21 protein-coding genes, 1 tRNA gene and 2 pseudogenes are annotated in these 23,163 nt (G+C 66.5%); 19 read left to right on the top strand and 5 right to left on the bottom strand.

What is annotated here, in order from left to right; translation table 11 throughout:
* Positions 1–208: 208 nt before the first annotated feature.
* The gene (xth, locus tag MF270_RS14020; protein ID WP_238366527.1) at positions 209–988 is read left to right on the top strand and encodes an exodeoxyribonuclease III; all 780 of its coding nucleotides are present in this window, start codon (positions 209–211) and stop codon (positions 986–988) included.
* A 7-nt stretch (positions 989–995) separates the two neighbouring features.
* Here the strand turns inward: xth and MF270_RS14015 are convergent, their stop codons facing one another.
* On the bottom strand, positions 996–2,180 hold the full coding sequence (locus MF270_RS14015) for an FAD-dependent oxidoreductase (RefSeq protein ID WP_238366526.1): 1,185 nt from the start codon (positions 2,178–2,180) through the stop codon (positions 996–998).
* Between the two features lie 99 nt (positions 2,181–2,279).
* A complete protein-coding gene (gene dksA, locus MF270_RS14010; RefSeq protein ID WP_238366525.1) occupies positions 2,280–2,702 on the bottom strand; it encodes an RNA polymerase-binding protein DksA in 423 nt (140 codons plus the stop codon).
* Positions 2,703–2,888: 186 nt separating this feature from the next.
* On the opposite strand from dksA, the gene MF270_RS14005 reads away from it, so the two are divergent.
* The 9 genes from MF270_RS14005 to MF270_RS13965 all read left to right on the top strand — a co-directional run bounded on the left by MF270_RS14005 (position 2,889) and on the right by MF270_RS13965 (position 9,880).
* A complete protein-coding gene (locus MF270_RS14005; RefSeq protein WP_238366524.1) occupies positions 2,889–3,728 on the top strand; it encodes an AAA family ATPase in 840 nt (279 codons plus the stop codon).
* A gap of 7 nt (positions 3,729–3,735) precedes the next feature.
* Complete coding sequence (locus MF270_RS14000; RefSeq protein WP_238366523.1) at positions 3,736–4,635, top strand: AEC family transporter; 900 nt, start codon at positions 3,736–3,738, stop codon at positions 4,633–4,635.
* A 224-nt stretch (positions 4,636–4,859) separates the two neighbouring features.
* On the top strand, positions 4,860–5,309 hold the full coding sequence (locus MF270_RS13995) for a GNAT family N-acetyltransferase (RefSeq protein ID WP_238366522.1): 450 nt from the start codon (positions 4,860–4,862) through the stop codon (positions 5,307–5,309).
* A 10-nt stretch (positions 5,310–5,319) separates the two neighbouring features.
* On the top strand, positions 5,320–6,675 hold the full coding sequence (locus MF270_RS13990) for a DUF2927 domain-containing protein (protein ID WP_238366521.1): 1,356 nt from the start codon (positions 5,320–5,322) through the stop codon (positions 6,673–6,675).
* Between the two features lie 51 nt (positions 6,676–6,726).
* Entirely contained in the window at positions 6,727–6,894 is a 168-nt protein-coding gene (locus MF270_RS13985; RefSeq protein WP_238366520.1) for a hypothetical protein, read from the top strand.
* A gap of 3 nt (positions 6,895–6,897) precedes the next feature.
* Complete coding sequence (locus tag MF270_RS13980) at positions 6,898–8,082, top strand: vWA domain-containing protein (protein WP_238366519.1); 1,185 nt, start codon at positions 6,898–6,900, stop codon at positions 8,080–8,082.
* A 95-nt stretch (positions 8,083–8,177) separates the two neighbouring features.
* Positions 8,178–8,525, top strand: a complete 348-nt coding sequence (locus tag MF270_RS13975) for a hypothetical protein (protein WP_238366518.1) — start codon at positions 8,178–8,180, stop codon at positions 8,523–8,525.
* Positions 8,522–9,142, top strand: a complete 621-nt coding sequence (locus MF270_RS13970) for a DedA family protein (protein ID WP_238366517.1) — start codon at positions 8,522–8,524, stop codon at positions 9,140–9,142. Before MF270_RS13975 ends, MF270_RS13970 begins: the two co-directional genes overlap by 4 nt.
* A gap of 39 nt (positions 9,143–9,181) precedes the next feature.
* On the top strand, positions 9,182–9,880 hold the full coding sequence (locus tag MF270_RS13965; RefSeq protein ID WP_238366516.1) for a M48 family metallopeptidase: 699 nt from the start codon (positions 9,182–9,184) through the stop codon (positions 9,878–9,880).
* Here MF270_RS13965 and MF270_RS13960 read toward each other — a convergent pair.
* The gene (locus MF270_RS13960; RefSeq protein ID WP_238366515.1) at positions 9,877–11,196 is read right to left on the bottom strand and encodes an ATP-binding protein; all 1,320 of its coding nucleotides are present in this window, start codon (positions 11,194–11,196) and stop codon (positions 9,877–9,879) included. The two genes, MF270_RS13965 and MF270_RS13960, sit on opposite strands and share 4 nt — an antisense overlap.
* Before the next feature lie 105 nt (positions 11,197–11,301).
* Here MF270_RS13960 and MF270_RS13955 point away from each other — a divergent pair, with 105 nt between their 5' ends.
* The 9 genes and pseudogenes from MF270_RS13955 (at position 11,302) to MF270_RS13915 (ending at position 20,508) form a co-directional block, all read left to right on the top strand.
* The gene (locus tag MF270_RS13955; protein WP_238366514.1) at positions 11,302–12,219 is read left to right on the top strand and encodes an MBL fold metallo-hydrolase; all 918 of its coding nucleotides are present in this window, start codon (positions 11,302–11,304) and stop codon (positions 12,217–12,219) included.
* A gap of 84 nt (positions 12,220–12,303) precedes the next feature.
* Positions 12,304–12,378, top strand: a tRNA-Asn gene (locus tag MF270_RS13950).
* A 152-nt stretch (positions 12,379–12,530) separates the two neighbouring features.
* Entirely contained in the window at positions 12,531–13,091 is a 561-nt protein-coding gene (locus MF270_RS13945) for a hypothetical protein (protein ID WP_238366513.1), read from the top strand.
* Between the two features lie 146 nt (positions 13,092–13,237).
* The gene (locus MF270_RS13940) at positions 13,238–13,762 is read left to right on the top strand and encodes a hypothetical protein (RefSeq protein ID WP_238366512.1); all 525 of its coding nucleotides are present in this window, start codon (positions 13,238–13,240) and stop codon (positions 13,760–13,762) included.
* Positions 13,755–14,116: pseudogene (locus MF270_RS13935) on the top strand (integrase core domain-containing protein); the annotation flags it as partial. The gene MF270_RS13940 and the pseudogene MF270_RS13935, both read left to right, overlap by 8 nt.
* A 699-nt stretch (positions 14,117–14,815) precedes the next feature.
* Positions 14,816–16,396, top strand: coding sequence for an FAD-dependent monooxygenase (locus tag MF270_RS13930; protein WP_238366511.1), 1,581 nt, complete (start codon positions 14,816–14,818; stop codon positions 16,394–16,396).
* 96 nt (positions 16,397–16,492) lie between these two features.
* On the top strand, positions 16,493–17,491 hold the full coding sequence (locus MF270_RS13925) for a TAXI family TRAP transporter solute-binding subunit (protein ID WP_238366510.1): 999 nt from the start codon (positions 16,493–16,495) through the stop codon (positions 17,489–17,491).
* Positions 17,492–17,572: 81 nt separating this feature from the next.
* Complete coding sequence (locus tag MF270_RS13920; protein WP_238366509.1) at positions 17,573–19,444, top strand: TRAP transporter permease; 1,872 nt, start codon at positions 17,573–17,575, stop codon at positions 19,442–19,444.
* Entirely contained in the window at positions 19,441–20,508 is a 1,068-nt protein-coding gene (locus MF270_RS13915) for an amidohydrolase family protein (protein ID WP_238366508.1), read from the top strand. Before MF270_RS13920 ends, MF270_RS13915 begins: the two co-directional genes overlap by 4 nt.
* 411 nt (positions 20,509–20,919) lie before the next feature.
* Here the strand turns inward: MF270_RS13915 and MF270_RS13910 are convergent, their stop codons facing one another.
* Both MF270_RS13910 and MF270_RS13905 read right to left on the bottom strand, forming a co-directional pair.
* Entirely contained in the window at positions 20,920–22,086 is a 1,167-nt protein-coding gene (locus MF270_RS13910; RefSeq protein WP_238366507.1) for an MFS transporter, read from the bottom strand.
* Positions 22,087–22,375: 289 nt separating this feature from the next.
* Positions 22,376–22,612: pseudogene (locus MF270_RS13905) on the bottom strand (IS6 family transposase); the annotation flags it as partial.
* Between the last annotated feature and the right edge of the window lie 551 nt (positions 22,613–23,163).

Raw genomic sequence — 23,163 nt, 5'->3', positions numbered from 1 at the left:
AGCGCTGTGTAAAAAATAGTTATCCACAAGCTTGCGCCCGTGTTCTCCAGGCTTAAACACGTTAACCGACAGTTAATTTTCGGCGTATCAACCGCCAGAATCCGGCATGACGGAGCGCGATCGTTTCGAATCAGGCGACAATCCCGGGTCGCTTGAAGCGCCCCGCTGCGACGGGTACGAAGGGGAAGAACCGGGACCGGAGCACGCCATGAAGATCGCCACTTTCAACATCAACGGCATCAAGGCACGGGCCGAGAGCTTTCCGGCCTGGCTCGACGAGGCGCAGCCGGACGTGGTCCTGTGCCAGGAGATCAAGTCGGTCGACGAGAACTTCCCCCGCGAGATCTTTGAAGAGCGAGGCTATAACGTCGAAACCCATGGCCAGAAAAGCTTCAACGGGGTGGCGATCCTGTCCAAGCTGCCGCTCGAGGACGTGACGCGCGGGCTGCCGGGCGATGACGCAGACGAACAGGCCCGCTGGATCGAGGCCACAGTGGTGGGTAAGACGGCGGTGCGGCTTTGCGGGCTCTACCTGCCCAACGGCAACCCGGCGCCGGGGCCGAAATACGACTACAAGCTGGCCTGGATGGAGCGTCTGCACGCCCGCGCTCAGGACCTGCTGGACGCGGAAGAGCCGGCACTGATGGCCGGCGATTACAACATCATCCCGCAGGACGAGGACGCCGCCCGTCCCGAAGCCTGGCGCGAAGATGCGCTGGCACTGCCCGAAAGCCGCGCCGCGTATCGCCGGATCGTCAACCTCGGCTTTACCGAGGCGTTCCGCGCCCGCACCCGCGCGCCCGGGCACTATTCCTTCTGGGATTACCAGCGCGGCGCCTGGGACCGGAATGACGGTATCCGGATCGACCATTTCCTGCTGACGCCGGCCTGCGCCGACCTGCTGGTCGAGTGCCACATCGACAAGGACGTGCGGGGCCGCGACAAGCCGTCCGACCACGTGCCGGTCTGGGTGGAACTGGACGCCTGAACGGCGTTCAGCCGGCCTGGACGCCGAGGCCGCCGGTCACGTCATGTTCGTAAAGCCAGTCGAACTGGCGCTGCATCCGGCCGGGCATGACCAGGGACGCCGCCTGCATCCCGAGATGCGCTGCAAAGCGCAGCGGCGGGAATTTCAGGTGATATTTCCACGCGTTGCCGTTCGCGGTGTCCACGATCTTCGTGACGCGCTCCTGCCGCCGCGCCTGGTACGCGGCCAGCGCGGCGGGCTGGTCGGCCGTGTCCAGCGCATCGGCCAGCACCCACGCATCCTCGAGCGCCATGTTCGCGCCCTGCGCCATGAAGGGCAGCGTCGGATGCGCCGCGTCGCCCATCAGCACCACGCCCTCGCCATGCCAGACGCGGGCGACCGGGTGGCGGAAGAGCCCCCAGAGCGCCACGTCGCCAAGCCCGGCAAGCATCTGGTGCACCTCGGGCCCGAACTGGGCGAAGGCCTCGCGGAAATTGTCGGGCGAATCCTGCATCCGCCAGCTTTCCTCGGCCCAGCCCGACCGTTCCTGCACGCCGACGAGGTTCAACTCGAGCCCCTCGCGCAGCGGGTAGCTGACAAGGTGCCGACCGGGCCCCATGTGGACCCGCGCATGGGGCGGATGGCCGACGATGTTCGGCACCACAGCGCGCCAGGCCACCTGGTGGGTAAAGAAGGGCGCGGCCACCCCGTTCAGCACCGGGCGCAGACGCGACTGGATGCCGTCGGCGCCGATCACCAGGTCGCCCCGCGCCGTGTCGCCATTGGCCAGTTGCACCCACGGCTCGGGCCCGGGATGCACCTTGTCGACCTTTTGCAGCAGGCGAATCTGCGCGCCCTCGTGCCGCACGGCGCCAGCCAGCAGCTCGACCAGGTCGGCGCGGTGGACGAACCAGTAGCCCGGGCCGGTCTCGGTCTCGAGATCCAGCCGGAACACCTGGCGGCCGCGCCGGTAGTCGCGCAGGCACACCGCCCGCGCCCGAACGCCGATCTTGCGCAGCCCCTCGCCCAGCCCCAGCGCCTGCAACACGCGCACGCCGTTGGGGCTGACCTGGATGCCGGCGCCGAATTCGGAGATCTCGCCGTCCTGTTCCAGCACGGTCACGCGCGCGCCGCGCTGCACCAGCGCCAGTGCCACCGAAAGCCCGGCGATGCCCGCGCCCACGACCACGATCTGCCTGTCCTCTACCGCCATCTGCCCGTTCCCGTGCCCGGTCTGCCCGCCCTATGGACGGAACGAGGCCGGAACCCGCAGGCCCGGCCTCGCCCAAACTCATCCGCCTTGCGACCGCGATCAATCGTCGCGATGCACCTTCTCGCGGCGCTCGTGACGCTCCTGCGCTTCGAGGCTCATGGTCGCGATGGGACGCGCGTCGAGACGCTTGAGCGAGATCGGCTCACCGGTCACTTCGCAATAGCCGTATTCGCCCTCGTCGATGCGGCGCAGGGCGGCGTCGATCTTGGCGACCAGCTTGCGCTGGCGGTCCCGCGTGCGCAGCTCAAGCGCGCGGTCCGTCTCCTCGGACGCGCGGTCGGCAATGTCGGGAATGTTGCGTGTCGAATCCTGAAGGCCTTCGATCGTATCCCGGCTGTCGGCCAGAAGATCGTTCTTCCAGTTAATCAACTTGCGACGGAAATATTCGACCTGGCGGTCGTTCATGAATGGCTCGTCCTCGGCGGGACGATAGTCATCCTCTAGGAAGTTTTCTTGTTTCATGTCTGCTCCCACTCGGAGGCCAGTGTCTGACATGGCAGCGTTCCCCTTTCAGACCTTGGCAACCCTGATGGCGAGGCTCTACCCCATGGATCGGGGAATGTCACTACACGTTTAGCACCTGATTGCGGCGAATGCATGATCGCGGTACGGTCCGCCTCAAAGCAAAGCCAAGTGCAGGATACACCTATGAAATTCGAGGGAACGAAGGATTACGTCGCCACCGAGGACCTGACCGTCGCCGTCAACGCGGCCGTCACCCTCGAGCGGCCCTTGCTCGTGAAGGGCGAGCCGGGCACGGGCAAGACAGAGCTCGCGCGGCAGGTCGCCAGCGCGCTGGGTCTGCGCATGATCGAATGGAACATCAAGTCCACCACCAAGGCGCAGCAGGGCCTTTACGAATACGACGCGGTCAGCCGGTTGCGCGACAGCCAGCTGGGCGACGAACGGGTGCATGACGTGGCCAACTACATCCGGCGCGGCAAGCTGTGGGACGCCTTCGACGCCGACGAAAAGGTCGTGCTGCTGATCGACGAGATCGACAAGGCCGACATCGAGTTCCCGAACGACCTGCTGCAGGAGCTCGACCGGATGGAGTTCCACGTCTACGAGACCGGCGAGACGATCAGCGCCAGGGTGCGCCCCATCGTCATCATCACCTCGAACAACGAAAAGGAACTGCCCGACGCCTTCCTGCGCCGCTGTTTCTTTCACTACATCCGCTTTCCCGACCCCGAGACGATGCGGTCCATCGTCGAGGTGCACCACCCCGGCATCAAGGGAGAGCTGCTGAGTGCCGCGCTGACCCAGTTCTACGAACTGCGCGAACAGACCGGGCTCAAGAAAAAGCCGTCGACCTCCGAGGTGCTGGACTGGCTCAAGCTCTTGCTGGCCGAGGACCTGACGGCCGAGGATCTCAAGCGCGACGGGGCGAATGCGCTGCCCAAGCTGCACGGGGCGCTCTTGAAGAACGAACAGGACGTGCACCTCTTCGAACGGCTGGCCTTCATGGCGCGTCGCCAGCGGTGATGGCCCTGTGCTGACCGTCCTGGTCCAGGACGTCCTGCCGGTCTTTTCCATGCTGGCGCTCGGCTTCGGCATGGGGCGGCTTGGCACGGCGAGCGAGGCAGAGGCGCGGGTGCTGAACCGCATCGCCTTCCTGGTGATGCAGCCCGCGCTGATCTTGCCGCTTGTGGCGGCAACCGACTGGGCGGCCTTCAACTTTCGCGCCCTGGGGCTCTATATCGGGGCGCAGGCGCTGGTGTTCACGGCGGCCTACCTCGCGGTGCGGCACCTCTTTCGTCGCGATCGGCTCGAGGCCTGGCTGCTGGCCATGGCCACCGTTTTCGTCAACACGCTGCTCTATGTCTGGCCCATCTCCGAGTTGATCTACGGCCCCGGCAATGCCGCCCCCGTGGCCGGAATCGTGACCTGGGACTCGACGGGCAGTTTCGCCTTCTTCATCATCACGGCCGAGCTGATGTCGGGCCGCGGCAGCCTGCGCGAGACCGGCGGGCGCATCCTGCGCAACCCGGTGCTGATCGCCATTGCCCTCGGGATCGTGCTGAGCCTGGCCGCCGTCGCCCTGCCCGGCCCCGTTCTGACCGCCGCGACATTCGCCGGCGCCGGGGCCGCGCCGCTGACGCTGTTCGCGCTTGGCGTGATCCTGTCGGGGCAAGCCCTGCGCCCCTCGCCGGTGGTCGCGGCAATCGCAGGGACCAAGCTGCTGGTCTTTCCGGCCGTCGTCTTGGGCGCGCTGATGCTGTTCAGCCCTGGCGATAGCTGGACGCCGCAGATGCTGATGGCCGCCGCCGGCCCCTCGGGCGCCATGGCGTTTTCGCTGGCGCTGCTGCACGGGGTGCGGACCGATGCCATCGCCCCGGTCATCATCTGGACCAGCGTGCTGTCGCTGATCTCGCTCTCGGCGTTAGCCTGAGGGGCGCGGAATGGTGCTGGTTCGGAAACGCCCTGCCCCCACTGTTTCTGGCGTCGGCAACCATATGTTGTGTGGGCGGCGCAGCAGGCCACCACGGATCTTCCGTTAACCAATTGTAAAATAGCCACAAATCTGAAACAGCCTCACTTTGGCCGTATTCCCTTCCTAGCCGTGCTGTATTCTTCTGGCATCCAGGCAGGGATCCAAAAGGGACCGAACGGCACATGGGACAGAACACCCTGGTCATCCGCGAATTGCGCGCCGAGGACCGCGCGGACTGGGCGCGGCTTTGGACCGATTACCTGACCTTCTACGAAAGCACGGTTCCGGCCGAGGTCTACGACAGCTCTTTCGCACGGCTGCTGGGCGACGATCCGCAGGATTACTGCGGCTTTCTTGCGGTGTTGGACGGCAAGCCCGTGGGGCTTGTCCATTACCTCTTTCACCGCCACGGCTGGAAGATCGAGAATGTCTGCTACCTCCAGGATCTCTATGCCGACCCCGAGGTGCGGGGCATGGGCGTGGGGCGCAAGCTGATCGAGGCGGTCTATGCCGCCGCCGATGCCGCCGGCGCGCCGACCGTCTACTGGATGACGCAGGATTTCAACACCGAGGCGCGCAAGCTTTACGACCGCATCGGCACGCTCACCCCCTTCATCAAGTACCAGCGGTAACGGAGGCAAGATGCGTCCGATCCTCCTGCCCCTGCTGCTGGCCCTTGGCGCCTGCATGCCGGCCCCCCAGGCCGACCAGCCCAGCCGCGCCGCCCTGGTCGAGCCCGGGCTGCCGCCGGTCAAGACCTTTGCTGCGCCGCATCCCGCGCCGCCCAGCCGCGCCAATGGCGACATCGCGCGCGATTTCCTCGACCTTGCGTTCAAGCTCGAAAGCGGGCGCGACCTGCCCGTTCTGACCCGCTTCGAGGGGCCGATCACCCTGCGCGTGCTGGGCCATGCGCCGCGCACGCTGGCCTCGGACCTCAACCGCCTGCTGTACCGGCTTCGGACCGAGGCGGGGCTGGACATCGCGCTGACCGACCGGGACGACGCCGCGATCACCATCCAGGCCGTGACCCGCGCCGACATCCGCCGCCAGCTGCCGCAGGCCGCCTGTTTCGTGGCGCCCAACGTGTCGAACCTGGCGCAATACCGGCTGGCGCGGCGGACCTCGGTCGTCAACTGGACGCTGCTGCGTGAACGCAAGCGGCTGGCGATCTTCCTGCCGAACGACACCAGCCCGCAGGAAATGCGCGACTGCCTGCACGAGGAACTGGCCCAGGCGCTCGGGCCGCTCAACGACCTCTATCGCCTGCCCGACAGCGTCTTCAACGACGACAACGTGCACACCGTGCTGACCGGTTTCGACATGCTGATCCTGCGGGCCTACTACGCGCCCGAGCTGCGCAACGGCATGACCCGGGCCGAGGTGGCGGCCCGCCTGCCCCGCCTCCTCGCCCGCCTCAACCCGGCCGGTGAGCACCGCGAAATGCGCGCGCTCGGGCCCACGCCGCGGGTCTGGATCGACGCCATCCAGACCGCGCTTGGCCCCGGCGCAGGCCCGGCCGAACGGCGTCGCGCCGCCGAACGCGCGTTGCAGATCGCATCGTCCATGGGCTGGACCGATCACCGCCGGGCGTTTTCGCATTATGCCATGGGGCGTCTCACGCAGGCCGTCGATCCGGGCAGCGCGCTGCGGGACTTCCAGGCCGCCGACCGGTTCTACGCCAGCGCCCCGGACACCGAACTGCACCGCGCCTATGTCGCCGCCCAACTGGCTGCCCATGCCATCGGCCGGGGCGACGGCGCGGCCGCGCGCCAGATCGTCGACCGGAACATCGGTGCCGCAGCCCGGTACGAGAACGCCGCCCTGCTGGCCACGCTGATGATGCTGCGGGCCGAGGCGCTGGCGCTGACCGGCGAGCCGGACCTGAGCGACAGTGTGCGGCTGGACAGTCTGGGATGGGCACGGTACGGATTCGGTGCGGATTGGGCCGTGCGTGCGAAGATGCGCGAAATCGAAAGCCTCAATCCCCTCAAGGGCTGAGCGCGGGCATTCCCGCTTCCGGCCCCGCGTGGCAGGAAGAAAGGATCGCCCATGTTCGTCATCGCAGGTGCCATCATCGGGGCGCTTCTGGGCGGCGGCATCGCCAAACGCCGCAAGGGATCGCTGGCCGACATCCTGCAATACGGCTTTGTCTACGCGATGATGTTCGCCATCCTCGGCCTCTTCATCACGCTCTTCATCAACCGACAGCTGGTCTGACCCATGTTCCTGCCCTTCTTCGAGAATCTGCGGAAGGCCGGCGTGCCCGTCACGCTGCGCGAATACCTGACGTTCCTCGAGGCGATGCGGGCCAACCTCGTGACCTATGACGTCGAGGGCTTCTACTACCTCGCGCGCGTCGCGATGGTGAAGGACGAGCGTAACCTCGACAAGTTCGACCGTGCCTTCGGGGCCAGCTTCCAGGGGCTGGAAGCGATCCCGCTGGACGCGGTTCTGCAAGCCGTGGACCTTCCCGCCGACTGGCTGCAGAAGATGGCCGAAAAGCACCTGACCGACGAGGAAAAGGCCGAGATCGAAGCCCTGGGAGGCTTCGACAAGCTCATGGAAACGCTCAAGAAACGGCTTGAGGAACAGAAGGGCCGGCACCAGGGTGGGTCCAAGTGGGTGGGCACGGCCGGAACGTCCCCGTTCGGCGCCTATGGCTACAACCCCGAGGGCGTGCGCATCGGGCAGAACGAAAGCCGCCACCGCCGCGCGGTCAAGGTCTGGGACAAGCGCGAGTTCCGCAACCTCGACGACACGGTCGAGCTGGGCACGCGCAACATCAAGGTCGCGCTCAAGCGGCTGCGGCAATGGGCCCGCACCGGCGCGCATGAGGAACTCGACCTCAACGGCACGATCCGCGCCACGGCCGAACACGGCTACCTTGACGTCAAGACCCGGCCCGAGCGGCGCAACGCGGTCAAGGTGCTGCTGTTCCTCGACATCGGCGGGTCGATGGATGACCACATCAAGGTCGTCGAGGAGCTGTTCAGCGCCGCCAAGTCCGAGTTCAAGCACCTCGAGCACTATTACTTCCACAATTGCCTTTACGAGGGCGTCTGGAAGGACAATCGCCGCCGCTGGGACAAGCAGACCCCGACCTGGGACGTGCTGCACACCTATGGATCGGACTACAAGTGCATCTTCGTCGGCGACGCCTCGATGTCGCCCTACGAGATCGCCTACCCGGGCGGCGCCAACGAGCATTGGAACCCCGAGGCCGGCCAGGTCTGGCTGCAGCGCGCACGCGAACAATGGCCCGACCACATGTGGATCAACCCGGTGCAGGAACGCTACTGGCAACACACCCAGTCGATCGCGATGATCCGCGAGATCTTCGAGGATCGCATGGTGCCGATGACGCTGGAGGGGCTGGAACGCGGGATGAAGGAGCTGGGGCGCTAGGCGCCGCGCTGAACGCCGGTCAGCCAGGCGACGAAGCGCAGCAGCCCGCGCGTCCCGCCTTGCGCCCGCAGGCCCCTGCGGCCATGCTGGGCCTCATGCTCGACACTGCGCGAAAACTGGCACGGCGCCACCCGGTTCTCTTGACGGCCTTTGCGCTGGCGCTTGTGGCGACGGTCTTCTTCTCGGCCCGCATGGCGTATTTCGCGGCGCATTGGAAAGACCCCGAGTTCCACATGCAGGAACCGGCGACCTGGATGACACCGCGCTACATCAGCCATGCCTGGCACATCCCGCCCGAGGTGGTGAAGCCCGCGCTGCAGGTGCCCGACGACCTTGCGGGGCGCCCCACGCTCGAGGCGATCGCCCGGGCGCGCGGGGTTCCGGTCGCCGTGGTGATGGCCGAACTCGAGGCGCTGATCGCATCGCAGGGCGCGGCCGAATGATCACCGAGTGGCTGCTGAGCGCCCTTGCCGCCTATGGCGTTCTGCTGCTGGGGGCGGTGACCTTTTTCAGCTGCCTCGCCCTGCCCGTCCCCTCGTCGCTGATGATGCTCACCTCGGGCGCCTTCGTGGCCTCGGGCGATCTGCCACTGGCGGCGGCGGTCGGATCCGCCTTTACCGGGGCCGTGCTGGGCGACCAGGCGGGCTACATGCTGGGGCGCGGGGGGTCCGGACTGCTGGACCGCGCGGCGGCGCACCCGAAACGGGGCCCGCTGATCCAGCGCGCCCGCAAGATGATGCAGGAGCGCGGCGGGCTCGGCGTCTTCTTCTCGCGCTGGCTGGTCAGCCCGCTGGGGCCCTACGTGAACCTCGTGGCCGGCGCGGCCCGCACCGACCGGGTGCAGTTCACCGCCTGGAGCATCGCCGGAGAGGCGATCTGGGTCTCGGTCTATGTCGGGCTTGGCACCTTCTTTGCCAGCAATATCGACGAGGTGGCCGAGGTCGCGGGCAACCTCAGCGGCCTTCTGGCCGCGCTCGCCCTCACCGTGGTCTCGGGCTGGTTCCTGCTGCGTGCCCATCGCCAGTCCGAGCGCCGCAAGGAGGCCGCGCGCATGCGCTGAGCGCTTGTCGCGGGGCGCCTGCGCCCCCATATTCCCCCCATGCTGGCGCTGCGCATCACCCCCATCCTGCTGGCCGTTCTCTACGGCTACGTCATGTATCGCTTTTCCGTCTGGCGGACCCGGGCCGAGCTGGACGCGAAATCGACCGAACTGGTCGATCCCGGCCTGCGTGAGGTCTTCACCCGCCTGGCACGCGCGCTGGACCTGCCGCGCATCAAGGTCATGATCTACGAGATCGAGCCGGTGAATGGCCTGGCCGACCCCGATGGCCGGATCTTCCTGACCCGTGGCTTCTACCAGCGCTACCGGGCGGGCGACGTCTCGGCCGAGGAGATCGCCAGCGTCGTCGCGCATGAAATGGGCCACGTGGCGCTGGGGCATTCGCGGCGACGGATGATCGACTTTTCCGGCCAGAACGCGCTGCGCACGGCGCTGGCCATGATACTCTCGCGGTTCCTGCCCGGCATCGGCGTCTATATCGCCAACGGGCTGACCCGGCTGCTGGCCGCGCGGCTCAGCCGGGCGGATGAATACGAGGCGGACGAATATGCCTCGGCCCTGCTGGTCAAGGCGGGGATCGGCACCGGCCCGCAGAAAAGCCTTTTCGGCAAGCTCGAGGCGCTAACCAATGCGCGCGGCGGCGCGGTGCCGGCGTGGCTGCTGAGCCACCCCAAGACGACCGAGCGCATCGCCGCCATCGAGGCGCACGAGGCCCGCTGGGGCGTGACCGACCGTTAGCGCCCGATCACGATCTCGGCCCGAAGCCCGCCCAGCGTGTCCGACTGCCCCAGCCGCAGCACCCCGCCATGCGACCGGGCGATGTCGGTCGCGATGGCCAGCCCCAGCCCCACGCCGCTGCCCCTGTTCTGGTTGCGCGCCGGATCGAGCCGGGCAAAGGGCTTCTTGGCCTCGTCCCGCCGGTCCTCGGGGATGCCTGGGCCATCGTCATCGACGCGGATGCGCAGGCTCTTGTCGGTGATCCGGACCGAGACTTCGGCTCGCTCGCCGTAGCGCACGGAGTTGGTCAGCAGGTTCCCGACCGCGCGCCGGATCGCCACCGGGCGCAGGCGCAGCCGGCCCGCGCCCTCGGGCGGCAGCAGCGTCACCGCCGCCCCGCTGCGCACCATGTCGGCGACAAGCTCCTGCACCAACTCCTGCGGATCGACCAGCTCGGTCTCGCCCTCGCTGGCGCCCTTGGCAAAGCTCAGGAACTCTTCCAGCAGGCGCTCCATCTCGTCCACGTCGCGCTTGAGGCCCTCGGTCTCGGCCTCGTCCAGCATCGACAGTTCGAGCCGCATCCGCGTCAGCGGCGTGCGCAGGTCGTGGCTGACCCCCGACAGCATCATGGTGCGCTGCTCGATCTGCCGCTCGATACGCGACCGCATGTTCAGAAAGGCATTGCCCGCCGCCCGCACCTCGACCGCGCCCGAGGGGTTGTAGGGCAGATGCTGGCCGCGCCCGAAGGCCTCGGCCACGCGGCCGAGCCGGGTCACGGGGCGCAGCTGGTTGCGCAGGTAGAGAAAGGCGATCACCGTCATCAGCACGCCGAAGACCAGCATGTTCACAAGCAGTTGGTGCGGGTTCGAGGCCGAGACCCGCGTGCGCCGAAACTCGATCCGCAGCGGCCCGTGCGGCGTCTCGGCGAAGAGCGTCACGTTGCGGTCGTCGGGCAGCATCAGCCGGACCACCTCGGGCACCCGTTCGTCCAGCACGCGGCGCACCACGATCCCCGAGAAATCGTACCAGCGCCGGTAATCGGCCGCCGGGATCTCGGACCCGGCCGCGAACCGCGCCTGGTACCCCAGCGCCGAGGCCAGCGGAGAGATCTCGGCCACCGCCTCGGTCGCGCTGCCGGCCTCGGCCGCCACGTCCAGAAGCAGCGCCAGCTCGGACGAGACCGAGCGCGTCATCTGTTCGGTCACGCCCTCGAAATGCCGTTGGATGAAGACCACCGACACGACAAGCTGCAGCGTCACCACCGGCAGCACCAGGATCAGCGCGGCCCGGCCGTAGAGGCTGCGGGGCATGTAACTTTTGAGCCAGGCAAAGGACATGGGCCCAGCTATGACGCAATCCCCGCGCCTTGGGAACAGGGAACGGGGGTTGCGGGCGGCGCGGCGCTGTGGCCTGTTCTGGAGCGACAGACGACAGGAGCCGCCATGCAGGACCCCGACCCGACCTTCCAGCCCGCCCCGGGCGTGGCGGAACCGCTGGCCCCGGGCCTGCGCCGCCTGCTGGCGCCGAATCCTTCGCCCATGACCTTTCGCGGCACCAACACCTACCTCTTGGGCACGCGCGGCATCTGCGTCATCGACCCCGGCCCCGACGACCCGGCGCACCTGTCGGCGATCCTGGGTGCGCTCGAGCCCGGCCAGCACGTCAGCCATATCGTCGTGACCCATGCCCATCTCGACCATTCCCCCCTGTCGCGCGCCCTGTCGCACGAGACCGGCGCGCCGGTCTACGCCTTCGGCCCCGCCACCGCCGGCCGCAGCGCGGTGATGGAGGCGCTCGCCGCCACGGGCCTAGCTGGTGGCGGTGAAGGGGTCGATCCCACCTTCGTGCCCGACCATGCGCTGCCGGATGGGGCGACGATCGACGGAGACGGCTGGAGCCTCGAGGTCCTGCACACGCCCGGGCATTTCTGCAACCACGTCGCGTTGGGCTGGGGCGACACCTGTTTCACCGGGGACCTTGTGATGGGCTGGGCCACCTCGCTGGTCTCGCCCCCGGACGGAGACCTCACGGATTTCATGGCGTCCTGCGCGCGCTTGGCCGCGCGCGACTGGCGGGTCTTCCACCCCGGCCACGGCGCCCCGGTGACGGATCCCGCCGCCCGGATCGCGGCGCTGCTGGCCCATCGCCGGGGTCGCGAATCCGCCATCCTCTCGGCCCTCGCGGACGGGCCGGCCACAGCCGAAGCCCTCGCCCGGCGCATCTACACCGACACGCCCCCGGCCCTGCTTCCGGCCGCCACGCGCAACGTCCTGGCCCACCTCGTCGACCTCACCGGACGCGGGCTACTGGCGCCCGAAGGCCCCCTCTCGGCCAGCGCCCGCTACGCGCTTTCGGGGTGATCCCGGCCGCCGCGATATTTTTGTCCGAGAAGTGAAATTTGCCTCTGGACGCCCCCGGGGGCCATTGCTATACGCCCCTCGTGTTCCGGCGTAGCTCAGCGGTAGAGCAGTTGACTGTTAATCAATTGGTCGTAGGTTCGATCCCTACCGCCGGAGCCAAAATCCCCTGAGTGGTTGATTTCATTGGTTGAGCCCCGACCGGAGTAGGAGCCACGCGTGCATGTGCACAGATAGGTGCACAAACGCGTGCCCGAACCGGTGCACCACCGCGACTCCCGGATGCCCTGGAACCCGTTTCGGAGGCTGCCCGCATGGCCGGAGTCGCACACACCGCTCAACTTGAAAAACGCCCCTCGGGCTACATCCTCCGGCGCCGTCTGCCGAAGGCCTGGGTCGAGATATCGAACCCTGATCAAAGTTCGGCCATCTGTCTTTCCCTGCGGACCGACGTCCTCTCCGAAGCGACATGCCGCGTCCGGGCCCGCACGGCACTCACGGACCTGGCCGTCGCGCTGACGACGGAGAGACCGGTGGACCACCTGAGCGCCGAGCACGTGACATTGCTGATCGAGCCGGCGCGTTGCCAGATCGCGGCGCACGAGGCTCTGAGCGCCTTCACCGAGCCGTGTTCGGAGGCGCCGGCGAATTTCGCGGCGCGGACCGAGCCCGCGACCCAGGACATGCTGCGCTGGGCCCTGGCCCTCGGTGATCGGTCCCCGGTCACGGACCCCTTGCACGAGATGGCGAAGCAGTTCGGCGTGACCCTCGACGAGACCAGCTCGGACTGGCGCGCGCTCGGGTTCGAGGCTTTGCGGCTCATGCTCGACGTGTCCCGCGAACGGGAGAAGCGCGAGGTCGGGACCTACGAGTAAATGACCCCGATCTTCCGGTCGGTCATGGCGAGCCGATCAGCCTCCCCCGCTGCCGCCCTGCCCGTGGCTGCCTCCCGATCGTCCGCCCCGACCTAGCCATCCCGGCAGCAGCCGCATCGGTCGCGACCTCCATCGCCGTGCCGCTCATGACGGCAGCTTCCACGCCACAGCCGGCAACGCAGGCGGCTGCTCCTCTTCAGGCGCCGGTCGACACGGCCGTAACCCCGGCCGCGAATGCGGACACAGTGCCGGCGACACCCCAGCCCGCGGCCAGGGACGCGTCCCCGGATACCGCGGCCAAGGATGACGACACCGCGGTCCGGATCAAGCTGCGCCCACCGCTCCTGAAGAACATCGACCTGAGGGACCTCTCTCCCGAAACGCAGGAAGTCCTTCTCACAAAGCCCCGGGGCATCACGCTCCTCGAGGGGATCAAGATGATGAAGGAGCTCAAGATGGCCGCATACGGGGATGATGTCTGCATTGAGCAGACCGGAGACGCGGCCGACGGCAAGAACTGGACGTCCAGCAGTGGCAGCAAGGCGAATGTGGCGCAAAAATTCTTGGTTGAGTTCGGTCTTTTCGGTGCCCAGGTTCTCAGCGGCCACCCGTTGAAGATGGGCGCATTCGGCGAAGGCCCTGGCACCGACTGCGTCAACCTGGCTGCTTAGCGATAACGGCTCGTCTTGCGTCGCTTCCGATCTCGCCGAGTACCTGGAAGGCAAGAACATGGATCATGTGCGTGGCGCGCCACATCACCCGCAGACCCCGGGCAAGATCGAGCGCTGGCACCAGACCATGAAGAACCGTGTTCTGCTGGAAAGCGACGTCCTGCCCGGCGACCTGGAACGCAAGATCGGCGCCTTCGTCGACCACTCCACCACCGCCCTCATGAGAGCCTGGCAAACCTGGCCCCGGCCGACGTCCACCACGGTCGCGGCGCGAAGATCCTGACGATGAGAGAAGAGACCAGGAAGCTGACAATCCGACAACGACGGTTGCAGCACCCAGCCGCGACTGCCTAAACTCAAACAGAAACCGAACCAGAGCCTCCGTTACAAGACGACCCATGCTCTCCGGAAAACTCTGACCACGGACTGATGTGACGCCTCGACCGTGCGGATGATCTCGAGCGTCTCGGAGGCCGGGTATCTCTGTCTTCGAACGCGCGCGACATTGTCCTCGGACCAATGCGGGACATGGCCCGCCCCCGATCATGCTTTTTGAACACCCGGTTCTCGAGCGTCGGTTCGGCGACCACCTCCTTCAAGGCGGCCGATGCCGACCGCAATTCCGTGACCTCGGGCGTCGTCGCCTGACCTGCGGTGTCGCCCGACAGCGGGGCCGTCCCCGCCTCGAGAAACCCTTTGGACCTGGAACACTGCAGGCTCCGGGCAATCCCCTTGCGGCGACACGGGGCGGAAATGCTGTCCTCGCCACGCAGGCCCGCGAGGGCGATCCTGGTCTTCTCCCCGGCAGAGTCGTGTTTACGGGTCTTCCGCTTGATGCCCCTGACCAGCTTGTCCGCGAGGTCCTTCGATGTTCCGGATTTCTGGTCCATCTTCGCTCCATAATGGCTTCGACGAACCAGAAATCCTCCGTTCCTCAAACCCCTGAATCTGTCCGGCGGGCGCTGACGTCAGACAGTATGTCACGAATGATCATTGATCCTGACCCCGTCCACCTTATGGTTCCCGGAACGCGGCAACCAGGCGGACCCCCTCGTGACCCAGACATTCGACGTCGTGATAAACGGAGGCGGCCCCGTCGGTATGGCTCTTGCCATCGACCTGGGTCAACGCGGCATTCGGACCTGCGTCGTCGACCGGCACCCCCAGCCGCAACAGATTCCCAAGGGTCAGAACCTGACCCAGCGTACCTGCGAGCATTTCATCGCCTGGCACTGCGAAGACGCGCTGCGCGCGGCGCATGTGCTTCCCAAGGGCGCGGGGATCGGCGGGATGACCCTGTATGGAACTCTTCTGTCGGACTACCACCTCGACTGGTTCAACCGCGCGACGGTGGGCCAGTATTACCACACCGCCAACGCCCGCCTGCCACAGTACAAGACCGAGGCCGTGCTGCGCGCCCGGGCGGCCGAGATCGAGGCGATCACGCTGCTTTATGGCTGGAACGGCGAAAGCGTGCAGCAGGATGCGTCCGGCGCACGGCTGGAGATCCGCAATCGCGAGACGGAAGAAAGGCGCGGGCTCGCGGCTGCATATGTCGTCGGCGCCGATGGCAGCCACTCGATGGTTCGCAACGCGGTGGGGCTGACCGAGACGCAGAAAAGCCACGACAAGCTGATGGCGCTTCTCGTCTTCGAGTCGGAAGAGCTGCACCAACTGCTGCAACGCTATCCTGACAAGGCGATCTACAAGGTGCTGCATCCCGACCTCGATGGCTACTGGCTGTTCTTCGGTCGCGTGGATCACGGGAAAAGCTGGTTCTTCCATGCGCCTGTGCCGGTGGGAACGACCATCGACAATTTCGACTTTGCCGGGCTGCTGCACCGCGCCGTCGGCAAGCCCTTCGAGCTGACCCTGACACATGTCGGGTTCTGGGACCTGCGTATCGCGATGGCGGATTCCTACCGGGCCGGGCGGGTCTTCATCGCCGGGGACGCCGCGCATTCCCACCCTCCCTACGGGGGATACGGGATCAACACCGGCTTCGAAGACGTGCGCAACCTGGGCTGGAAACTTTCGGCCTGCCTTCAGGGTTGGGGCGGCGCGGCGCTGCTGGACAGCTACACGGCCGAGCGGCAGCCGGTCTTTGCCTCGACCGCGCGCGACTTCATCGAACGCTACATCGAAAAGGACCGCGCCTTCCTGCGGGCGCATGGGCCCGACAAGGACGGCCCGGCCTTCGACGCGGCCTGGAGGGACAGCCAGAGCGACACCTGGGACGTCGACAAGTTCGAGCCGAATTACGCCGGTTCGCCCATCGTGCCGGGCAGTACCGGCACCCCCAGCGCCATGGGCCATCACGAGGTCGCGGCCCGCCCGGGGCACCACCTTCCCCCGCCTTCGGCCGATGTTCGGGGCCTGACGGCGACCTTCAACGATGGCTTCACCCTGCTCACGCCTGACCGCGCGGCCGCGCGCGCCTGGTCGCGGGTCGCGCAGGACATGGGGATCCCGCTGGTCGCGCCCGAGACACAACTGGAATGGTTCGACGTTTGGCAGGCGCCGCAGGTCCTGGTCCGGCCCGACGGGTTCGTTGCCTCGGTCTCTGCGCCCGCGCAAGAGACGGCGATCCGCGACCTCCTGGCGCAATGCTGCGGCTGGACCGAAGGCGCCTGATGCCGGCATATGTGAACACGGTAACTATCTTTTCTCTCAGCATTGGTTAACATTCGGGGACGAGAGCCGGTGACGCGGCCAGTCTGGGAGGACATCATGAAGAGTATTCTAGGAGGCGCCGCGCTGGCGCTGATGGCATTTGCATTGCAGGCCCCGACCGCATCCGCGCAGGGCCGCGTGACCATCGGTACGAACCCGCAGGGATCGCTGTACTACACCGTCGGCGGCGGTATGGCGGCCGCGCTGCAGGAGGCGATGGGCCGACAGGTCACCGTCCAGCCCTACGCGGGCTCGACCGTCTACCTGCCGCTTGTCGCAACGGGCGAAGTGACCGTGGGAATCAACTCCAGCCTCGACACCGGCGCGGTCGCGCGTGGCGAATACGGTGGCGACGGGTATGACAACCTGCGGGTTCTGGCTCGGCTCTGGGGGCTTCGCGTGGCGCTCGCGTCGCGCGCCAATGACAACCTGGTCGAGGTCAAGGACCTCGTGGGCAAGCGCGTGGTCACCGACTTTTCCGCGCTCAAGGCCGTGAGCCTTGTCGACCAGACCTACCTCAGGGCCGGCGGCGTCGAAGTCGAAGATGTCGAGGGCGTGACCGTTTCGGGCCTTGGGCCGGGGATGGACGGCCTGACCGAAGGCACGCTCGACGCGACCGGGATCGCGGTCGGCATCCCGCTGACCCAAAAGGCGCATGCGACCATTCCGGGCGGCATCCGCTACGTGTCTATCACCGGGCCGAACGCGACCTCGGACTACGTCAACAGCATCTACCCCGGGACCTATATCGTGACGGTCGAACCCTCGGCGCGCCTGCCCGAGGTGACGGAGCCCGTCAACGTGATCGGCTATGACGTCTACCTAACAACCTCGGCCGACCTGCCGGATGAGGAGGCGACGGCGATCCTGACCGCGCTTTACGACAGCTTCGAAAAGTTGCGCGAGGATTACCCGCCGATCCGGTCCGGCAGCACCGAGATGTTCTCGGCCACGTCGAACACGGTGCCCTATCACCCGGCGGCGGTGGCCTTCTACGAGGAAAAGGGAATGTGGACGGAGGCGAACGCCTCCAACGACATGAAAGTCGCGCCGTAACGCACGCCCCAGGCATTCGAGACGGCGCGGCACCTGTCCGCGCCGCCCCGGTCGATGCCGTCTTTTGTGAGACGTTTCCACATGCTGCGTGCCATCATCTCGGCCATCGTGCCGATCCTCGGTGTCCTCTGGTTTCTTGACGCGCCGGGCTGGTTGGGCTTGGTCATCATCACCGAGCAATACCTTGCCGTCATTTGCGGCCTCGCCTGCCTGGCCGGGGTCATAACCAAGCCCCTGCCCGGCAAGCTCGAGGCGCTGGACTGGCTGGTCGGGCTGGCGACGATGCTGTCGTGGTGCTGGCTGGCCTGGAACTACGAGGCCTGGCTGATCGACCCGATCAACCGCGGACCGGAAAAATGGGTTCCCGCGATCCTCGCCATTCTCGGCGCGCTCGAGGCGACGCGGCGGCAATGCGGCACCGTCCTTGCGGGTCTTGCCGTGCTGTTCCTGGCCTACGGGTTCTTCGGTTGGATGGCCCCCGGGATCTTCGAGGCCTCCTACCTCACGCCCGTGCGCTACCTGCTCTACATCTACAACGACACCAACGGCATTCCGGGTCTGGTGCTCAACGTGGGCGCCACGCAGATCCTCGGCTTCATCATCTTCGGCGCGACGCTGAACGTGGTGGGCGGCAGCCGCGCGATGACCGACCTGGCGCTGGCGACCATGGGCCACCGCAGGGGCGGTCCGGCCAAGGTCGCGGTGCTGGCCTCGTCGCTCTTCGGCACGCTGTCGGGGTCGACCGTGGCCAATGTCATGTCGACCGGTGTCGTCACCATCCCGATGATGAAGAAATCCGGCTTCCCGCCGCGCTATGCCGCCGCAATCGAGGCTGTCGCCTCGAACGGCGGGCAAATCGCGCCACCGGTCATGGGCGCCACGGCCTTCGTCATCGCTGAGTTCCTGCAGGTGCCCTATACCGATGTCGTGCTGGCCGCGGCCATTCCGGCCTTTTTCTACTACTTCCTGCTGTACCGGATGATCGACCGGTTCGCCTTAGCCAACGGGCTTGACGGCGAACCGAAAGAGAGCTTGCCAAAGATCGGGACCGCACTGCTGGGGGCCTGGCCGCTGATCGCACCGATCGCGGTGCTCATCTGGTTCCTGTTCTACCTTGGCTATTCGCCCGGCAAGGCGGCCCTCTATTCCGCCTTCGCGGCCTATGCGCTGTTCGTCGTGACCACGCCGCGCCGGGCCCTTGCGGTGATCCCCGAAATCCTGCGCAACAGCGGGCAGACGCTGTTGCCGATCCTGCTGGTTTGCGCCGTCGCCGGCATCGTCATCGGCACCATCAACATCTCCGGGCTGGGCTTTGCGCTGACCCTTGCACTGGGCAAGATCGCGGCCGTCGGCGGCGTGTTCCCGCTGCTGCTGGCCACGGCGCTCATCGCCATCATCCTCGGCGTCGGGATGCCGACGACCGGTGTCTACGTGATCGTCTCGGTCCTGCTGGCGCCGGCGCTGGTGCGCCAGGGGATCGGTGACATGTCGGCCCACCTGTTCATCCTGTACTTCGGCCTGCTGTCCATGCTGACACCGCCCGTCGCGGTGGCGTCCTACGCGGCGGCCAGCATCGCCGGCAGCGACATGTGGCAGACCGGCATCAGCGGAGTGCGCCTGGCCATCGTGGCCTACCTACTGCCCTTCGTCTTCGCGTTGAACCCGGCGCTGCTGATGGACGGCACCTGGCTGCAGATCGGCATCTCGTGCCTCACCGTGGCGGTGGCGGGCACCCTGCTGGCCGACGTGCTGGCCAGCAAGCGGTCTTTCGGCGGCGGGGCCATGCGTCTCGTGGCGCTCCTGGCGGCGCTGGTGATCGGTGCCAGCACCGCCGTCGTCGCACCCGACAGCCTGCCCGCCATCGCCATCGCGGTGATCTCGCTTCCCGTCGCTTGGGCCCTCACCCGGATCGGCCTGCACTCTCATCCCATCAAAAAGGAGCCAGCCCAATGACCGACCGTTACCCTCCGATGCCACCGCGCAACCCGAACCCGCCATACAAGCGGATCGCCACCGAAGAGGCCTGGCTGTCACCCGAGATCATGAAGCGCTACCGCAAGGAAATCGCGGAGCCCCAGATCAACGACCCCGGCTTTACCCAGCTTTGGGGCTTCTTTTGCGGCGATCACCCCATGGCCGAGGCGCAGCGCCGGAGGATCCAGGACCTTGGCGAAGAACGCATCCGCGACATGGATGACAGCGGCATTGACATGGCCGTCATCTCGCTGGGCTCGCCCGGGGTGCAGATCTTTGACACCGACACCGCCAGCGCACTGGCCGAAGCCGCCAACGACGAACTGGCCGAGGGCATCGCGAAATATCCCGACCGGTTCGTCGGCCTCGCCGCGTTCTCTCCGCTCGACCCCGACCGTGCCGCCAGGGAACTCGAGCGCGGCGTCACCAAGCTGGGCTTCAAGGGCGGTATCCTGAACGGCCACACGCTGGGCACCTACCTGGACGACAAAAAGTACTGGCCGGTCTTCGAAGCGGCCGAGGCGCTCGGCGTGCCGATCTACCTGCACCCCAACATGCCCTCGGCGCAGATGATCCAGCCATTCCTCAGCCGCGCGCTGGATGCGGCGATCTACGGCTTTGCCTGCGACACCGGGCTGCACGCGCTGCGCCTCATGGTGTCGGGCATCTTCGACCGTTTCCCGAACCTGCAGATCATCCTCGGCCATTGCGGAGAGGCCCTGCCCTACTGGCTGTATCGCATCGATTTCATGCACACGCGGATTTCGACCACCGGCCGGCACCCGAACGTGCCCAAGCTCAAGCGCAGGGCGTGGGATTACCTGTGCGACAACTTCTACTACACCTCTTCCGGTGTCGGCTGGGAACCTCCGATCAAGTACCTGATGGACGTGATCGGGACCGATCGCATGATGTATGCCATGGACTACCCCTGGCAGTTCGAAAAGGGCGAAGTCGGCGTGCTGGACGCGATGGACATCACGCCCGAGGCCAAGAAGGCATTCTTCGAAGACAACGCGCGGCGGCTTTTCTCGATCGTGTGAACTTGGCGGTCGCCCTTCACGCGAGGGCGACCTGCCGGCCTGGCAGGCGGGGACCGGTCCTGAACCGACATCCAGAGCTGGGCTCGATTGGCGCAGGCCACCAGCCCTGCCCGACGGCGGAGTGCCGCCCCCGTTGGAAAAGGCGCCCCGCCTGCCAAACGACCATGGTCCGGCGGCAGCGTTCAACTCAGTCGTCTCGAGCGTCCCACTCCGCCAGCGAACACAGCTATTGGCTCCCCGATTCCGCGCCGGCTGTGGCGGCACCCGCTTTGGGCGGCCCTCGCCGGAAACATGCCTTGTGTGGTGCCAGACGACTGTGAACGCGTCCAAGACCGGGGGCGTCTTGATTGGGCGCCGGTCTCAAGCGACCCGTACATGCCATGGCGCGATACCGCGGATATGACGCCCGGGTCAGGCATCCAGCCCCATTTCTGCACGCGCAAGCGGCCCCGGCTGCTCGCGGATCGGCAGGTGAATGAGCGCGGCCAGGAGGCCAAGAACCACTGCGGCCCACCACATGGGCGTGTAGTCCTGAGCCAAGTCATAGATGCGCCCACCCAGCCATGCGCCGATGAAACTCCCCGTCTGGTGGCTCAGGAACACCAGTCCGGCCAGGGTCGACAGGAACTTCAGGCCCTGGGTCTGGGCAACCAATCCCATGGTCAGGGGCACCGTTGACAGCCACAACAGGCCCATGATGGCCGAGAAGATCAACACGCTGGCCTCGGAGGCCGGTGCAAGGACGAAGCCCGCGATGACCACCGCCCGCGCGACGTAGATACCGCTCAGAACGCCTTTCTTGGAAAAGTTCTGGCCAGACCAGCCCGAAAGAAAGGACCCGAAGATGTTGAACAGGCCGATCAGGGCCAGCGACCAGGCGCCGATCGAAGCGGCAAGCCCCAAATCCACGACGTAGGCCGGCAGGTGTGTCTGGATGAAGGCGACGTGAAATCCGCACACGAAAAAGCCAAAGAACAGGCACAGGTAGCTGCGGTCGGAAAACGCGGCCGCTATCGCCTTTCCGAAATCGCCGGCGCCGGATCCCGACGCCGTCGGATGTGCGACCCGTGCGATGAAGACGAGAAACGGCAGGATCAGTGCGAAACTGACCCCGATGGCGATCAGCGCGGTCTGCCATCCGATCGAACTGATCATCGCTGTCGCCGTCGGTGCCGCCACGAACATCCCCAGCGAGGCCGAAGCGGTGCCGAGGCCCAGCATGAAGCTCCTGCGTTGCGGGCCGACGATCTTGCCCAAGGCCCCGATCACGATCGGAAATGACGCCGCACCTGTGCCGGCTCCCACCAGGATCCCCGTCAAGATGAAGGCCACCGGATCGGTCGTGACACCGCGGAGCGCAAAGCCGATCCCCGCACATACCGCCCCGAAGGCCAGCACGCGGGCGGTTCCATACCTGTCGGCGATGGCGCCGGCGATGGGCTGTGAAAACCCCCAGACAAGCGCCTGCACGGCCACCGACAGCGAGAATGTCTCGCGGCCCCACCCCAGGTCCGCTGACATCGGCCCGAGAAACACGCCAAACGTCGCGGCAAACCCGAAGCCGAGGAAGGCGATCATGCACCCGCCAAAGATTGCGGCATTCAACCCTGCGACCTCTTTACCCAAGCCCATCAATGGTATCCCGCTGGCATATGGAACGTGAAGAAGAACGCTGACATGCGCGGCTGGACAAATCGACTGATCTTGTCGGCGGCGAAAGCCGCTTTGATTTCGACACCGCAAGATCTGGACTTGCCCAGGTTTGGTGGAGGGCGATCAGCTCGCTTATCTGGCCTGTCGCTCAAAGGCTATCGGGGGTAGTCTCAGACGAATTCGAACCCGGCTCACAAGGGGGAATTGCTGCCGCCTATGCCGCGCAGGGGCCTCGCCACCCGGTGAGAGCCGGGGCGCGGTTGGCCTTGAAGATATCCCGGCTGGAGAGGCCGCGCTCCTGGTTGAAGTGGTTGCAAACAGAGGCGTGGACGGAGGCGAATATTTGCAAACTTCGCATGCGCCGAAAGCGGAGCATCGCCCGCTCCTGTCGTCGAAATGGCAGATGCGCATTTTCCGCCCCGCTGTTCGCCCAGCGGCGGGTCGCCTGCCGAGCGCTGGCGCAGATCCTTCTGGTTTTGCAGCGGCGAAGGTCCCGTCACCGCCTTGAAGTGGTCGAGGAAGGCGGAACTGCTCATGCAGTCCCGATCCGCAAGATCGCCAACCACGAGTGGGCGGGCTAGGTCCGACTGGATTTCGCACGTGGCCTGGAAGATGCGGCTGACCGTCGTCTCGTGCCAGAGAAGCTTGCGCAATGGCTTGGCACGCAAACCCAGGAGGAGCCGGGCATGGATTTCGCGCGCCGTGATTGGGGCCGGCAGGCCGCGCGCCTCATCGCGTGCGCAGTGCCGGAGGTCGCGCAGAAGCGCCTCCTCCCTCTCCAGGTCGATCGGGAAGACCGCCGCGATCCAGGGGCGATCCGCCGCAGCCTCGGTGATGCGCGAGATGACCGGAAGGGCATGGCTGAAGATAAGGGATAGCCCGTCCGCGACGCGCAAGGTCCTTTTGATCGTTCCCACCTCCTTCGTGAATAGCCCCATGGTTCGTGGACGCCTTCTTCCCTAATTTTTGAGGCAAGGAGGCCACGATGGGCAAAGGCAACTA

It is taken from the genome of Mesobacterium pallidum (genome assembly GCF_019966535.1).
In the GTDB taxonomy this organism is placed as follows: domain Bacteria; phylum Pseudomonadota; class Alphaproteobacteria; order Rhodobacterales; family Rhodobacteraceae; genus Mesobacterium; species Mesobacterium pallidum.
The sequence above is the reverse complement of the archived record's forward strand: the minus strand, read 5'-3'. Positions and strand labels throughout refer to the sequence as shown.

What these genes read in the sequence shown, in the direction of transcription:
- MF270_RS13915 (WP_238366508.1), top strand. Translation starts at nt 19,441, where the DNA reads ATGACCGACCGTTACCCTCCGATGCCACCGCGCAACCCGAACCCGCCA.
- MF270_RS13940 (WP_238366512.1), top strand. Translation starts at nt 13,238, where the DNA reads ATGACGGCAGCTTCCACGCCACAGCCGGCAACGCAGGCGGCTGCTCCT.
- MF270_RS13920 (WP_238366509.1), top strand. Translation starts at nt 17,573, where the DNA reads ATGCTGCGTGCCATCATCTCGGCCATCGTGCCGATCCTCGGTGTCCTC.
- MF270_RS13965 (WP_238366516.1), top strand. Translation starts at nt 9,182, where the DNA reads ATGCTGGCGCTGCGCATCACCCCCATCCTGCTGGCCGTTCTCTACGGC.
- MF270_RS13995 (WP_238366522.1), top strand. Translation starts at nt 4,860, where the DNA reads ATGGGACAGAACACCCTGGTCATCCGCGAATTGCGCGCCGAGGACCGC.
- MF270_RS13970 (WP_238366517.1), top strand. Translation starts at nt 8,522, where the DNA reads ATGATCACCGAGTGGCTGCTGAGCGCCCTTGCCGCCTATGGCGTTCTG.
- MF270_RS13945 (WP_238366513.1), top strand. Translation starts at nt 12,531, where the DNA reads ATGGCCGGAGTCGCACACACCGCTCAACTTGAAAAACGCCCCTCGGGC.
- MF270_RS13980 (WP_238366519.1), top strand. Translation starts at nt 6,898, where the DNA reads ATGTTCCTGCCCTTCTTCGAGAATCTGCGGAAGGCCGGCGTGCCCGTC.
- dksA (WP_238366525.1), bottom strand. Translation starts at nt 2,702, where the DNA reads ATGAAACAAGAAAACTTCCTAGAGGATGACTATCGTCCCGCCGAGGAC.
- MF270_RS13960 (WP_238366515.1), bottom strand. Translation starts at nt 11,196, where the DNA reads ATGTCCTTTGCCTGGCTCAAAAGTTACATGCCCCGCAGCCTCTACGGC.
- MF270_RS13990 (WP_238366521.1), top strand. Translation starts at nt 5,320, where the DNA reads ATGCGTCCGATCCTCCTGCCCCTGCTGCTGGCCCTTGGCGCCTGCATG.
- MF270_RS13910 (WP_238366507.1), bottom strand. Translation starts at nt 22,086, where the DNA reads ATGATCGCCTTCCTCGGCTTCGGGTTTGCCGCGACGTTTGGCGTGTTT.
- MF270_RS13925 (WP_238366510.1), top strand. Translation starts at nt 16,493, where the DNA reads ATGAAGAGTATTCTAGGAGGCGCCGCGCTGGCGCTGATGGCATTTGCA.
- MF270_RS14005 (WP_238366524.1), top strand. Translation starts at nt 2,889, where the DNA reads ATGAAATTCGAGGGAACGAAGGATTACGTCGCCACCGAGGACCTGACC.
- MF270_RS13985 (WP_238366520.1), top strand. Translation starts at nt 6,727, where the DNA reads ATGTTCGTCATCGCAGGTGCCATCATCGGGGCGCTTCTGGGCGGCGGC.
- MF270_RS13955 (WP_238366514.1), top strand. Translation starts at nt 11,302, where the DNA reads ATGCAGGACCCCGACCCGACCTTCCAGCCCGCCCCGGGCGTGGCGGAA.
- MF270_RS14015 (WP_238366526.1), bottom strand. Translation starts at nt 2,180, where the DNA reads ATGGCGGTAGAGGACAGGCAGATCGTGGTCGTGGGCGCGGGCATCGCC.
- xth (WP_238366527.1), top strand. Translation starts at nt 209, where the DNA reads ATGAAGATCGCCACTTTCAACATCAACGGCATCAAGGCACGGGCCGAG.
- MF270_RS13975 (WP_238366518.1), top strand. Translation starts at nt 8,178, where the DNA reads ATGCTCGACACTGCGCGAAAACTGGCACGGCGCCACCCGGTTCTCTTG.